Origin of the sequence: Mycobacterium sp. pUA109, from assembly GCF_041287095.1 — a bacterium.
Classification (GTDB): Bacteria; Actinomycetota; Actinomycetes; order Mycobacteriales; family Mycobacteriaceae; genus Mycobacterium.
On the sequence record NZ_JBGGKS010000018.1, the window covers coordinates 104,140 to 116,510 of the forward strand.

11 protein-coding genes and 5 pseudogenes are annotated in these 12,371 nt (G+C 68.9%); 13 read left to right on the plus strand and 3 right to left on the minus strand.

The features are described from left to right. The first annotated feature begins 13 nt into the window (after nucleotides 1-13). The 8 genes and pseudogenes from ACAG26_RS20205 to ACAG26_RS20240 all read left to right on the plus strand — a co-directional run bounded on the left by ACAG26_RS20205 (nucleotide 14) and on the right by ACAG26_RS20240 (nucleotide 7,796). Nucleotides 14-553, plus strand: coding sequence for a TIGR00730 family Rossman fold protein (locus tag ACAG26_RS20205; RefSeq protein ID WP_370484847.1), 540 nt, complete (start codon nucleotides 14-16; stop codon nucleotides 551-553). Nucleotides 554-670: 117 nt separating this feature from the next. Next, complete coding sequence (gene fadD6, locus ACAG26_RS20210) at nucleotides 671-2,455, plus strand: long-chain-acyl-CoA synthetase FadD6 (RefSeq protein WP_370484848.1); 1,785 nt, start codon at nucleotides 671-673, stop codon at nucleotides 2,453-2,455. After that, nucleotides 2,394-3,379, plus strand: a pseudogene (folP, locus tag ACAG26_RS20215) (dihydropteroate synthase). Before fadD6 ends, folP begins: the two are co-directional and overlap by 62 nt. A gap of 43 nt (nucleotides 3,380-3,422) precedes the next feature. Beyond that, on the plus strand, nucleotides 3,423-4,376 hold the full coding sequence (locus ACAG26_RS20220; protein WP_370484849.1) for a glucosyl-3-phosphoglycerate synthase: 954 nt from the start codon (nucleotides 3,423-3,425) through the stop codon (nucleotides 4,374-4,376). 38 nt (nucleotides 4,377-4,414) lie between these two features. Continuing rightward, entirely contained in the window at nucleotides 4,415-4,747 is a 333-nt protein-coding gene (locus tag ACAG26_RS20225) for a DivIVA domain-containing protein (RefSeq protein ID WP_370484850.1), read from the plus strand. Continuing rightward, nucleotides 4,744-5,178: pseudogene (locus ACAG26_RS20230) on the plus strand (DNA-3-methyladenine glycosylase I); the annotation flags it as partial. The gene ACAG26_RS20225 and the pseudogene ACAG26_RS20230, both read left to right, overlap by 4 nt. A 69-nt stretch (nucleotides 5,179-5,247) precedes the next feature. Then, a complete protein-coding gene (locus ACAG26_RS20235) occupies nucleotides 5,248-7,263 on the plus strand; it encodes a serine/threonine-protein kinase (protein WP_370484851.1) in 2,016 nt (671 codons plus the stop codon). Further along, complete coding sequence (locus tag ACAG26_RS20240; RefSeq protein WP_370484852.1) at nucleotides 7,260-7,796, plus strand: hypothetical protein; 537 nt, start codon at nucleotides 7,260-7,262, stop codon at nucleotides 7,794-7,796. Before ACAG26_RS20235 ends, ACAG26_RS20240 begins: the two co-directional genes overlap by 4 nt. On the opposite strand, the pseudogene ACAG26_RS20245 reads toward ACAG26_RS20240, so the two are convergent. Together ACAG26_RS20245 and ACAG26_RS20250 are read right to left on the minus strand one after the other, a co-directional pair. Continuing rightward, a pseudogene (locus ACAG26_RS20245) lies at nucleotides 7,762-8,128 on the minus strand (DoxX family protein). The gene ACAG26_RS20240 and the pseudogene ACAG26_RS20245 overlap by 35 nt on opposite strands. Next, on the minus strand, nucleotides 8,125-8,388 hold the full coding sequence (locus ACAG26_RS20250) for a hypothetical protein (protein WP_370484853.1): 264 nt from the start codon (nucleotides 8,386-8,388) through the stop codon (nucleotides 8,125-8,127). Before ACAG26_RS20250 ends, ACAG26_RS20245 begins: the two are co-directional and overlap by 4 nt. Before the next feature lie 182 nt (nucleotides 8,389-8,570). Between ACAG26_RS20250 and ACAG26_RS20255 the strand changes: the two are divergent. From ACAG26_RS20255 to ACAG26_RS20270, 4 genes and pseudogenes are all read left to right on the plus strand, one after another. Continuing rightward, nucleotides 8,571-8,690, plus strand: a pseudogene (locus tag ACAG26_RS20255) (glucosyl-3-phosphoglycerate synthase); the annotation flags it as partial. A gap of 51 nt (nucleotides 8,691-8,741) precedes the next feature. Next, nucleotides 8,742-8,909, plus strand: a pseudogene (locus ACAG26_RS20260) (cell division protein DivIVA); the annotation flags it as partial. 29 nt (nucleotides 8,910-8,938) lie between these two features. Further along, on the plus strand, nucleotides 8,939-9,493 hold the full coding sequence (locus tag ACAG26_RS20265; protein ID WP_370484854.1) for a DNA-3-methyladenine glycosylase I: 555 nt from the start codon (nucleotides 8,939-8,941) through the stop codon (nucleotides 9,491-9,493). Nucleotides 9,494-9,652: 159 nt separating this feature from the next. Next, a complete protein-coding gene (locus ACAG26_RS20270) occupies nucleotides 9,653-9,820 on the plus strand; it encodes a DUF3117 domain-containing protein (RefSeq protein ID WP_003406247.1) in 168 nt (55 codons plus the stop codon). Between the two features lie 13 nt (nucleotides 9,821-9,833). Here ACAG26_RS20270 and glgA read toward each other — a convergent pair whose 3' ends face one another. After that, nucleotides 9,834-10,997, minus strand: coding sequence for a glycogen synthase (glgA, locus tag ACAG26_RS20275; protein ID WP_370484855.1), 1,164 nt, complete (start codon nucleotides 10,995-10,997; stop codon nucleotides 9,834-9,836). 71 nt (nucleotides 10,998-11,068) lie between these two features. On the opposite strand from glgA, the gene glgC reads away from it, so the two are divergent. Further along, the gene (gene glgC / locus ACAG26_RS20280; protein WP_370484856.1) at nucleotides 11,069-12,283 is read left to right on the plus strand and encodes a glucose-1-phosphate adenylyltransferase; all 1,215 of its coding nucleotides are present in this window, start codon (nucleotides 11,069-11,071) and stop codon (nucleotides 12,281-12,283) included. Nucleotides 12,284-12,371 lie beyond the last annotated feature (88 nt).

The window sequence follows — 12,371 nt, forward strand, 5'->3', positions numbered from 1 at the left end:
TAGCCTTTCGGATGTGAACTGGGCGGTGTGTGTGTACTGCGCGTCCGGGCCGACCCGCCCGGAGCTGCTGACGCTGGCCAGCCAGGTGGGTGCGGCGATCGCCGACCGCGGCTGGACGCTGGTGTGGGGCGGCGGCAATGTGTCGGCGATGGGCGCGTTGTCGGTGGCGGCACGGAACCGCGGCGGGCGGACCGTCGGGGTGATCCCCAAGGCGCTGGTGCACCGCGAACTGGCCGACGTCGACGCCGACGAGCTGATCGTCACCGACACCATGCGGGAACGCAAGCAGATCATGGAGGAGCGCGCCGACGCGTTCCTGGCGCTGCCCGGCGGCATCGGCACACTCGAGGAACTGTTCGAGGCGTGGACCGCCGGCTACCTGGGTTTCCACGACAAACCGGTGGTGATGCTCGACCCGCACGGCCACTACGACGGGCTGCGGGCCTGGCTGTACGGGCTGATCGACGATGGTTACGTCCGGCAGGCCGCGCTGGATCGGCTGCTGGTCGTCGACGAGCTGGATGCGGCGCTGGCGGCCTGCGCGCCCCGGTGAATCCTCGCCGCGCCTGCGGCCGGGTCGTCGCGCCTGCGGACCGGCTCGGGCCGTGTCGACCAGCGGCGACGTCGGCGATACGCTTGGCCGCCAAGAGACAGCGAAACGAGGGATAACGTGTCTGACCCTTCCGGTGCCCGTACCTCGGTGGGATTGGCTGATATCGCAACCGGGCTGCCGGGGCTATTGGCCGATGCACCGTCGATCCTGCGCGGCGTAGCGACCGGGCTGCTCGCCCGGCCCACCTCGAAGTCCTCGATCGGCAAGGTGTTCCAAGACCGGGCCGCGCACTACGGTGACCGGGTCTTCCTGAAGTTCGGCGAGCAGCAGCTGACCTACCGTGCGGCCAACACCACCGTCAATCGGTACGCTGCGGTGCTGGCCGCGCGCGGCGTCGGGCACGGCGACGTGGTCGGCATCATGCTGCGCAACTCGCCCAATGCGGTGCTGATGATGCTGGCCGTGGCCAAAACCGGCGCCATCGCCGGCATGGTCAATTACCACCAGCGCGGCGACGTGCTGGCCCACAGCCTGGGGCTGCTCGACGCCAAACTGCTGGTCGTCGAGTCCGATCTGGTCAGCGCGGTGACCGAGTGCGGCGCGGTGGCCGACCCGATGACCATTGAGGAAATGGAGCGACTGGCCGCCACCGCTCCCACCGGCAACCCGGCGTCGGTGTCGGCGGTGCTGGCCAAAGACACCGCGTTCTATATCTTCACCTCGGGCACCACCGGGTATCCCAAAGCCAGCGTGATGACGCATTACCGCTGGCTGCGGGCGCTGGCCGGGTTCGGCGGGCTGGGGTTGCGGTTGAAGAGCTCCGACACCCTCTACAGCTGCCTGCCGCTGTACCACAACAACGCGCTGACGGTGGCGGTGTCGTCGGTGCTCAATGCGGGGGCGACGCTGGCGCTGGGCCGCTCGTTCTCGGCGTCGAAGTTTTGGGATGAGGTGATCGCCGCCGACGCCACCGCGTTCGTCTACATCGGCGAGGTGTGCCGCTATCTGCTCAACCAGCCCGCCAAACCCACCGACCGGGCGCACAAGGTGCGGGTGATCTGCGGCAACGGCCTGCGCCCGGAGATCTGGGACGAGTTCACCGCCCGGTTCGGCATCAAACGGGTCTGCGAGTTCTACGCCGCCAGTGAGGGCAACACCGCGTTTCTCAATATCTTCAACGTGCCCAAGAGCACCGGGATCTGCCCGACCCCGCTGGCCTACGTGGAATACGACCCCGACACCGGTCAACCGCTGCGCGGCGACGACGGCTGGGTCCGTAAGGTACCGGCCGGTCAGCCCGGGCTGCTGCTCAGCCCGGTCAACCGGCTCTCCCCGTTCGACGGCTACACCGACCCGGAGGCCAGCGAAAAGAAGCTGGTGCGCAACGCATTCAAGACCGGCGACTGCTGGTTCAACACCGGCGACCTGATGAGCCCGCAGGGGATGGCGCACGCCGCGTTCGCCGACCGGCTCGGCGACACCTTCCGCTGGAAGGGCGAGAACGTCGCCACCACCGAGGTGGAGGCGGCGCTGGCCGCCGACGCGGGCGTCGAAGAGTGCGCGGTCTACGGCGTGGAGATTCCGCGCACCGGTGGCCGCGCCGGGATGGCCGCGGTCAAACTCCGCGACGGCGCCGAGTTCGACGGCGGCGCGCTGGCTCGCACCGTCTATGACCGGCTGCCGTCGTACGCGCTGCCGCTGTTCGTGCGGGTGGTGGAGTCGATGGAACACACCACCACGTTCAAAAGCCGCAAGGTCGAGCTGCGCGAACAGGGTTACGGCGCCGACGGCCACGATATCGAGGACCCGCTGTACGTGCTGGCCAGCCGCGACGAGGGCTATGTGCCCTACTACGCCGACTACCCCGACGAGGTGGCGGCCGGTAAGCGCCCGCAGGGTTAATGCGCCCGCGCTGGACACCGCGGGAAGCCGACCAGGCACGATAGACGGGTGCACTCCACCCTCTGCGGTCGTCCGGTGGCCGGCGACCGCGCGCTGATCATGGCGATCGTCAACCGCACCCCGGACTCCTTCTACGACCGGGGCGCCACCTTCAGCGACGAAGCCGCCAAGTCCGCGGTGCACCGCGTCATCGCCGAGGGCGCCGACGTCATCGATGTCGGTGGCGTCAAGGCCGGGCCCGGCGACAGCGTCGACGAGGACGCCGAGATCGCCCGGGTGGTGCCGTTCATCGAATGGCTGCGCGGCGCCTACCCGGACCAGCTGATCAGCGTCGACACCTGGCGGTCGGGGGTGGCCAGCCGCGCGTGCGCGGCCGGCGCCGACCTGATCAACGACACCTGGGGTGGGGTGGATCCCGCCCTGCCGGGGGTGGCCGCCGAATTCGGGGCCGGGCTGGTGTGCTCGCACACCGGCGGCGCGGCGCCGCGCACCCGTCCGTTCCGGGTGTGCTACGGGACGAGCACCCGGGGCGTGGTGGATGCGGTGATCGGCGAGGTCACCGCCGCGGCCGAACGCGCGGCGGCGGCCGGGGTGGCGCGGGATCGGATACTGATCGACCCCACCCACGATTTCGGCAAGAACACCTTCCACGGCCTGGCGTTGTTGCGGCACACAAAAGATCTTGTTAACACCGGATGGCCGGTGTTGATGGCGCTGAGCAACAAAGACTTCGTCGGGGAGACTCTGGGGGTGGGTTTGACCGAACGCCTGGAGGGAACGCTGGCGGCCACCGCGCTGGCCGCGGCGGCGGGCGCCCGGATGTTCCGGGTGCATGAGGTCGGGCCCACCCGACGGGTGCTGGAGATGGTGGCAGCCATCCAGGGCGACCGCGCACCCGTGCGCACCGTGCGGGGATTGGCGTGACCCAGCGGGGAGCGCGACGAAGCGATGAGGAGGAGCGGCGCAGATGACCGAACTGGCTGACCAGGCCCTGGCCGGGTTCTCCGGTGACGTCTGGCTGTCCGAGCGCACCTGGAGCCGGCCGGAGTGGACCGTCGCCGAGCTGGTGGCGGCCAAGGCCCACACCGGGCGCACCGTGTCGGTGGTGCTGCCCGCCCTCAACGAGGAAAAGACCATCGAATCGGTGATCGACAGCATCACCCCGGTGGTCGGCAGCCTCGTCGACGAGCTGATCGTGTTGGACTCCGGGTCGACCGACGACACCGAAATCCGGTCGATCGCCGCCGGGGCCCGCGTCGTCAGCCGCGAACAAGCGGTGCCCGAGCTCGCGCCGCAGCCCGGCAAGGGCGAGGCGCTGTGGCGGTCGCTGGCGGCGACCAGCGGCGACATCGTGGTGTTCATCGACTCCGACCTGATCGACCCCGACCCGATGTTCGTGCCCAAACTGGTCGGCCCGCTGCTCACCGGCGACGGCGTCCACCTGGTCAAGGGGTTCTACCGGCGCCCGCTCAAGGTCAACGGCACCGAGGAGGCCAACGGCGGCGGCCGGGTCACCGAGCTGGTCGCCCGCCCGCTGCTGACCGCGCTGCGCCCGGGGCTGGGCTGCGTCCTGCAGCCGCTGGGCGGCGAGTACGCCGGCACCCGGGAACTGCTGACGTCGGTGCCGTTCGCGCCGGGCTACGGCGTGGAGATCGGCCTGCTGGTCGACACCTACGACCGACTGGGTCTGGACGCGATCGCACAGGTCAACCTGGGGGTGCGGGCGCACCGCAACCGGCCGCTGGACGAACTCGGGGTGATGAGCCGCCAGGTGGTCGCCACCTTGCTGTCCCGCTGCGGGATCGGCGACTCCGGGGTGGGCCTGACCCAGTTCTTCGCCGACGGGGAGGATTTTTTGCCGCGCACCTCGGCGGTGTCGCTGGCCGACCGGCCGCCGATGAACACGCTGCGCCCGCGCTGACCGGCCGGCTCCCCGGGCCATGAGGCACTATCGATGACGTGACGTTGGTGCTGCTCTACCTGGTGGTGTTGGTCCTCATCGCGCTGGTGCTGTTCGGCGTGGCCAGTGTGCTGTTCGGTCGTGGCGAATCGCTGCCGCCGCTGCCGCGGGCCACCACCGCGACCGTGCTGCCGGCGTCGGGCGTCACCGGCGCCGACGTCGACGCCGTCAAGTTCACCCAGGTGCTGCGCGGCTACAAGACCAGCGAGGTGGACTGGGTGCTGGACCGGCTGGGCCAGGAACTCGACCAACTCCGTGGCCAACTCGCTGCGGTCCACGCCCGCGACGACGCCCCCGCCGAAGACACCGGCGAGGGCCCGGAGCCGTCGTGACACCCGACGGCAAGGTCCGCCGCGGGTGGGCCGACACCAGTTCTGAGCTCTATCGCGACTATCACGACCGGGAATGGGGTCAGCCGCTGCACGGGCGGGTCGCGATGTTCGAGCGGATGAGCCTGGAGGCCTTCCAGAGCGGGCTGTCGTGGCTCGTGATCCTGCGCAAACGGAACAAACTCCGGTCCGCCTTCGCCGGCTTCGACATCGAGACGGTGGCCCGCTACACCGACGCCGACGTGGCCCGGTTGATGGCCGACACCGGCATCGTCCGTAATCGCGCGAAGATCGAGGCGACGATCGCCAACGCGCGCGCGGCCGACGGGCTGGACTTGTCCGAGCTGCTGTGGTCGTTCGCGCCGCCCCGGCCGCGACCCACCGAGTTTGCCCAGATCCCGTCCTCGACCCCGGAATCGACGGCCATGGCACGCTGGTGCGCAGCAGCCAAGATTCGACCCTAGACTGCGGTGGGTTGACGACACAGGTGGCGAGGGACGGGCGTGGATTCGACGGCGGGTGTTGGTGGTCGCGGTTCCCGTGTTGGCTCTGTGTTCGGGAAGTACCGGTTGACGCGGTTGCTTGGCGCCGGGGGTTTCGGCGAGGTTTATGAGGCCGAGGACACCGTCATGCACCGGCGGGTCGCGCTGAAACTGCTCAATCCCACTTACGGTCACGACCCTGGCTTCCGTGAACGGCTTTTCCGCGAAGCCCGTACCGCCGGCGCGCTCAACGAACCGCATGTGGTCCCGGTTCACGGCTGCGGGGAAATCGACGGCCAGCTCTACATCGACATGCGCCTGATCAACGGCAACGACCTGGCCGTCGTGCTCAAACGGGGTCCGCTGGAACCGGACCGCGCTGTCGGGATCGTCGCGCATGTCGGCGCCGCATTGGACGCCGCGCACGCTGCCGGCATGGTGCACCGTGACGTCAAACCCGCCAACATCTTGCTCACCGACGACGACTTCGCTTACCTGGTGGACTTCGGCCTGGCCAATGCCGCCGCTGACACCAAACTCACCAGTACCGGCACCACCATTGGCACTTTCGCGTATCTGGCGCCTGAACGCCTCACCCACAACGCCGACGTCCGAGCGTCTTCTGACATTTACTCGCTGACCTGTGTCCTGTACGAAATGCTCACCGGAACACCCCCATATACCAGCGTCGACCTGCCCCAACTCATCTCCGCTCATCTCACCGCACCGATCCCGCGACCCAGCCGCCACGACCCCGCTCTCCCGGCAGCCCTCGATGACGTCATCGTCACCGGTATGGCCAAGAACCCCGCAGACCGCTACCCCAACGCACGCGAACTCGTCAGGGCCGCACGACACGCAATCGGCCAGACTCCGGCCCGGGTCGAGCCCCACGCCGCACCCACGCAGGCCGCGCCCCACAACGCACCCACCCAGTTGGCGCCCGGCTCGATGCAGCCCGCCCCGCCGGTACCTCCTCAGCCCTACTTCGGGGCGCCTGCGACGGCGAAGCCGCCTCGCCCGATGAATCCGCAGCGGGAGCGGCGCGGTTCGCGGGCCGCCGTCATCAGCGCTCTGGCGATGATCGCGACCCTCCTGACCGCGACCGTCATCGCCGCCGCGGGCATCGGGCCGTTTCGACCGGCGCCTCCGCCGCCACCACCTCCTCCTATCACCACACTGGCGTTCAACGGACTGCAGTCGGCAGGCGGTCTGGCAGTGGACTCAACCGGCAATGCCTATGTCATCGACGATCAAACGCGGGTGCTGAAGCTGCCCCCCGGCGCCGCAGGCCCCACCGTGTTACAAGCCTTCGGGTACCAGACCCACCGGATTGCCCAGGCGTTGGCCGTCGACACCGCAGATGATCTCTATGTCGTCGGGACGGACTACAGCGATCGCAGCCGCGGTGCTGGCCGCGGGGTGATCGCCACGTGGAAGCTGGTTGCAGTCCAAGCCGAACCGTCAACCATCGCGCTGCCTGAAGTCCACCATCCGACCAGCATCGCCGTCGACAGTCGCGGAAGCGTGTACGTAACCGATGGGATTGGTTCCAACGGATTGCCGAACAGTGGCCAAGTGTGGAAACTCAGCGCGGGCGACGAAACCCCCACGCTCTTGCCGTTCCCGAACCTTGATTGGCCAAATGCTGTCACGGTGGACCCGGCTGGCGCTGTTTATGTCGCTACCTCAGGCCACACCAGTTCCCCCACCGATGATGGGAGACCCGCGGTATGGAAGCTCGATCCGGATGCCGCGCTTCCGGCCAAGATGCCGGGCCTCGAATGGAGGTACACCTCGGCGCTGGCCACCGACGTCGCCGGCAATCTGTACGGCGCCGACGGCTCTGGGGCGTGGAACTCTGGGGCGTGGAAACTGGCGGCCGGCACCAGCGACAAGACCGATCTGCCCTTCACCGTCCCGGAAGGCGTCTTCGGCATCGCCGTCGACGCCGAAGGCAATGTCTACCTCGGCGACCGCGCCGACAAGGATTCGCGAGTGCTGAAGCTCGACGCGTCCTATGAGGACCAACCGTGACGACGCCATCCCCCAGGGGACGTCAGACCGCCATCGCCGCGGCAACACTGAGTTTCCTGACCGCGGCGGCGCTGCTGCCATTGATCGGGCTGGCACTGTTCTGGGTGGATTACGCGGCGGAGGCCCGCCCGGATATAGAGCGTCCGGACCTCACCGGATCGATCTGGTGGTCGGCCATCGTCGCTGCCACACTGCTGTACACCGTGGTGATGCTGTTGATCGCCGGCGCCCGGATGGTGGGCCGTCGATCCAGCGGCCCGGTATTCGCCGCGGCGGGTAGCGCGGTAGTGGGCGTGCTGGCGGTCGGCGGGCTGGTCGTCAATACGACGACGCCCGTTTGGGAACAGCCCGGCGGCGAGTTCTTTGCGCCGGTGGCCATCGCCAGTCGCCTGTTCCCCGTCTTCCCGGTTCTGCCGCTGATCGCGCTTCCGCCGGCGGTCGCCGCTGGTGTCCTGGCCGTTCTCCCGGCAACCCGGCGCTGGTGCGCTCGGGCGGCGGTCACTGATTCGACCGGCTCTGCTCCGGCCCCTTGACCGTGAGCACCGCGAACAACGCCAACAGCGACGACGACGCCGCTAGGCCCGCGCTGTAGTCCTTGGCTCGCAGGTGCGAGCCGGCCGCGAGGGTGAGATACACGGTGAGCAGTGCCGTGGTGAGCCGGGTCAGCGCCGGGAACCGAGCCACTGCGGTCAAGCCCAGCGCCGAGGCGCCTTTGACCATCGGCAAGGACGGGCCGGTACTTCTCCGGCACACCGACGGTGTCGAGCGCCTCCTCGGTCGGGGCCACCGGTGGGATGCACAGCGCGGCATCGACGGCCTGGAGGAAGGTCAGGCCCTGGTAGGTGCGCGGTGACGTCAGGCTCATGCGGCGCGGTTCCTCTCGATGGTCACTGGCCGGCCGGTGGGCACCGCTCCGCAGACCCGGTCCGAGGCCCGGCTGGATCGGCCCCGCCGGCCGGGCATTTGCGGACCGGACTTGGTCAGCGCCGGCGGCGCGGTGCGGGCGTCGACCTCGGCCTTGGCCACCGCGCGCGCGGTCGCCGGGTCAGTCTTGGTCTCGAACGAGTCCGCGACGTCGGAGTCGTCCTCGGGACGACCACATCCGGGCCTGCTGGGCGGCTTCAAGCAGATGAAACCGGCCCATCGCCGGGTCTGGTACACGCGTTGGCGCCGATTACGAATAACGGGGGGTGAATGTGCAGTTCAACGTCGGGTGTGGTGGGCGTGCCCGGCGTCGGCCAAGTCCGCACCGGGGGCAAGACAGCGTGGATCTGGAGGGAGCACTCGATGGCGACGCCGACACCTAAGACCGGCTGGACCTGGATGTGATCGTGCAGGTCAATCTCGGTGCGCGGGCCCATCGTAACTGTCCGCTCGATGAGCTGGGGGTGATTAGCCGCCAGGTGGTGGCCACGTTGCGACCACGCTGACGGCGGTCGCCGCCGGATCCGTCGTACCGATGAGGCACTATCGATGACGTGACGTTGGTGCTGCTCTACCTGGTGGTTTTGGTCCTCATCGCGCTGGTGCTGTTCGGTGTGGCCAGTGTGCTGTTCGGTCGCGGCGAATCGCTGCCGCCGCTGCGGCGGGCGACCACCGCGACCGTGCTGCCGGCGTCGGGCGTCACCGGCGCCGATGTCGACGCCGAGGACGACGGGCCGGACCCGGAGTCGGCATGACCGATGCGGACGGCCGGGTGCGTTGCGGGTGGGCGACCGGTTCCCAGCTGTACCGCGACTACCACGACCAGGAATGGGGCCAACCGCTGCGCGGCCGGGTCGCATTGTTCGAGCGGATGAGCCTGGAGGCCTTCCAGAGCGGACTGTCGTGGCTGGTGATCCTGCGCAAACGGGACAACTTCCGCCGCGCGTTCGCCGGATTCGATATCGAAACGGTCGCCGGCTACACCGACGCCGACGTGGCCCGGCTGATGGCCGACGCCGGCATCGTCCGCAATCGGGCCAAGATCGAAGCCACCATCGCCAACGCCCGCGCGGCCGACGGGGTGGACCTGTCGGAGTTGCTGTGGTCGTTCGCGCCGGCGCCGCGGCGCCGACCCGTCGACGCCGCCGACATCCCGGCGTTCAGCCCCGAATCCACCGCCATGGCCCGCGAATTGAAACGCCGCGGGTTCCGGTTCGTGGGGCCCACCACCGCCTACGCACTGATGCAGGCCACCGGGATGGTCGATGACCACCTGCAGGCCTGCTGGGTGCCGCCAGCGCGCTGAGACCCGCCGAGAACCGGGTCTTGTACACCTGTGGTCGCCGATAGGGAACAATAGGGGGGTGAATGTGCAGTTCAACGTCGGGAGTGGCAACGGCGGGGCACACCCGACGCCGACTGAGTCCGTGACGACGGGCCAGCTCAAATCTGGAGGGAGCACTCGATGGCGGCGATGAAGCCCCGGACCGGAGACGGTCCACTGGAAGCGACTAAGGAGGGGCGCGGCATCGTGATGCGGGTACCACTTGAGGGCGGCGGCCGGCTCGTCGTCGAGCTGACCCCCGACGAGGCTGCAGCACTAGGTGACGAACTCAAAGGCGTCACCAGCTGAATCCAGCTGACCGCTACCTGCACACCTTCCGGTAGATATCCACCGTCTGCTCGGCGATGTGCTCCCACGAGAATTCGTCGATGCACCGTTGACGACCGGCCCGGCCGTAGCGCTCGGCCGTCGCGGTGTCGGCGACCAGTGCGTTGACGGCCTCGGCCAGGGCGAGCTCGTAGCGGGCCGGATCGGTGGGGTCGTAGTGCACCAGCGACCCGGTCGCCCCGTCGGCGACCACCTCCGGGATGCCGCCGACGTCGGAGGCCACCACCGCGGTCCCGCAGGCCATCGCCTCCAGGTTGACGATACCCAGCGGCTCGTACACCGACGGGCATACGAAAACCGTTGCTGCGGATAATATTTCGCGCACCCCGCCGATCGGGAGCATGTCCCGGACCCAGAACACGCCGGTGCGCACCCGAGCCAGCGCCTCAACCGCGACGGTCACTTCCGCGGCGATCTGCGGGGTGTCGGGGGCCCCGGCGCACAGCACCAGCTGCACACCGGGGTCGAACCGATGCGCGGCCGCCACCAGGTGCGCGACCCCCTTTTGCCGGGTGATCCGCCCGACGAACGCCACCATCGGCCGGTCCGGGTCGACGCCGAGGTCGGCCAGCACTGACTCGCCCGGCTGGGGTGGGGTGGGGCGCCACACCTCGGTGTCGATGCCGTTGCGCACCACGTGCACCCGGCTGGGATCGAGCGCGGGATAGACCCGCAGCACGTCCTCACGCATCCCGGAGCTGACCGCGATGACGGCGTCGGCGGCGCTCACCGCGGTGTGTTCCACCCAGGACGACACCCGGTAGCCGCCGCCGAGCTGTTCGGCCTTCCACGGCCGCAACGGCTCCAGGGAATGCGCGGTCAGCACATGCGGGATGTCGTAGAGCAGCCCGGCCAGATGCCCGGCCAACCCGGTGTACCAAGTGTGCGAGTGCACCACGGCGGCGCCCGCGGCGGCGTTGGCCATGACCAGGTCGGCCGACAGCGTCGACAGTGCCGGGTTGGCGCCGCGCAGCGCCGGGTCGGGCTGATGCACGAACGCGCCCTCGCGGGCAGCCCCCATGCAGTGCACGTCGACCTGGCAGAGCCGGCGCAACTGGGCGGTCAGTTCGGTGACGTGTACCCCGGCGCCGCCGTACACCTCCGGGGGATATTCCCGGGTCATCATCGCCACCCGCATACCGGAACGGTAGTTCGCTGAATCCCCTGTTGCCCTGGCAGGGGTCCGCAGCGGCCGATAGGTTTATCCCCATGAGGGAAGCGCCACATGTGCTGGGCATTGTCCTGGCCGGCGGGGAGGGCAAGCGGCTGTATCCGCTGACCGCGGACCGGGCCAAACCCGCGGTTCCCTTCGGCGGCGCGTACCGGCTCATCGACTTTGTGCTGTCCAATCTCGTCAACGCGCGGTATCTGCGCATCTGCGTGCTCACCCAGTACAAATCGCATTCGCTGGACCGGCACATCTCGCAGAACTGGCGGCTGTCCGGGTTGGCGGGGGAGTACATCACCCCGGTGCCGGCCCAGCAGCGGCTGGGTCCGCGCTGGTACACCGGGTCCGCCGACGCGATCTACCAGTCGCTGAACCTGATCTTCGACGAGGATCCGGACTACATCGTGGTGTTCGGCGCCGACCACGTCTACCGGATGGATCCCGAGCAGATGGTCCGGTTCCACATCCGCAGCGGTGCCGGGGCGACGGTGGCCGGGATCCGGGTGCCGCGCGCCGAGGCGACCGCGTTCGGCTGCATCGACGCCGACGAGTCCGGCCGGATCCGCAGCTTCGTCGAGAAGCCGCCGGAGCCGCCCGGCACCCCCGACGACCCCGAGGTCACCTACGTCTCGATGGGCAACTACATCTTCACCACCAAGGTGCTCATCGACGCGATCCGCGCTGACGCCGACGACGACCATTCCGACCACGACATGGGCGGCGACATCATCCCGCGGCTGGTGGACGACGGGATGGCGGCGGTCTACGACTTCTCCGATAACGAGGTGCCCGGCGCCACCGACCGTGACCGTGGCTACTGGCGCGACGTGGGAACCCTGGACGCGTTCTACGACGCCCACATGGATTTGGTGTCCGTGCACCCGATTTTCAACCTGTACAACAAGCGCTGGCCGATCAGGGGGGCGACGGAGAACCTGGCGCCGGCCAAGTTCGTCAACGGCGGCTCGGCGCAGGAGTCGGTGGTGGGGGCCGGCAGCATCATCTCGGCCGGGTCGGTGCGCAACTCGGTGCTGTCGTCGAACGTGGTCGTCGACGACGGCGCGATCGTGGAGGGCAGCGTCATCATGCCCGGCGCCCGGGTCGGCCGCGGCGCGGTGGTGCGGCACGCCATCCTGGACAAGAACGTTGTGGTGGGGCCCGGCGAGATGGTGGGCGTCGACCTGGACAAGGACCGGGAACGGTTCGCGATCAGCGCCGGCGGCGTCGTCGCGGTCGGCAAGGGCGTCTGGATCTAAACCTTCTCGCGCGAGCGTGCGTAGTAAGAGAGTTATGACGCGTGTTGGCGAAGAAAGTGGCGTTTTTCTAGGAGATGGCGACGTCCTC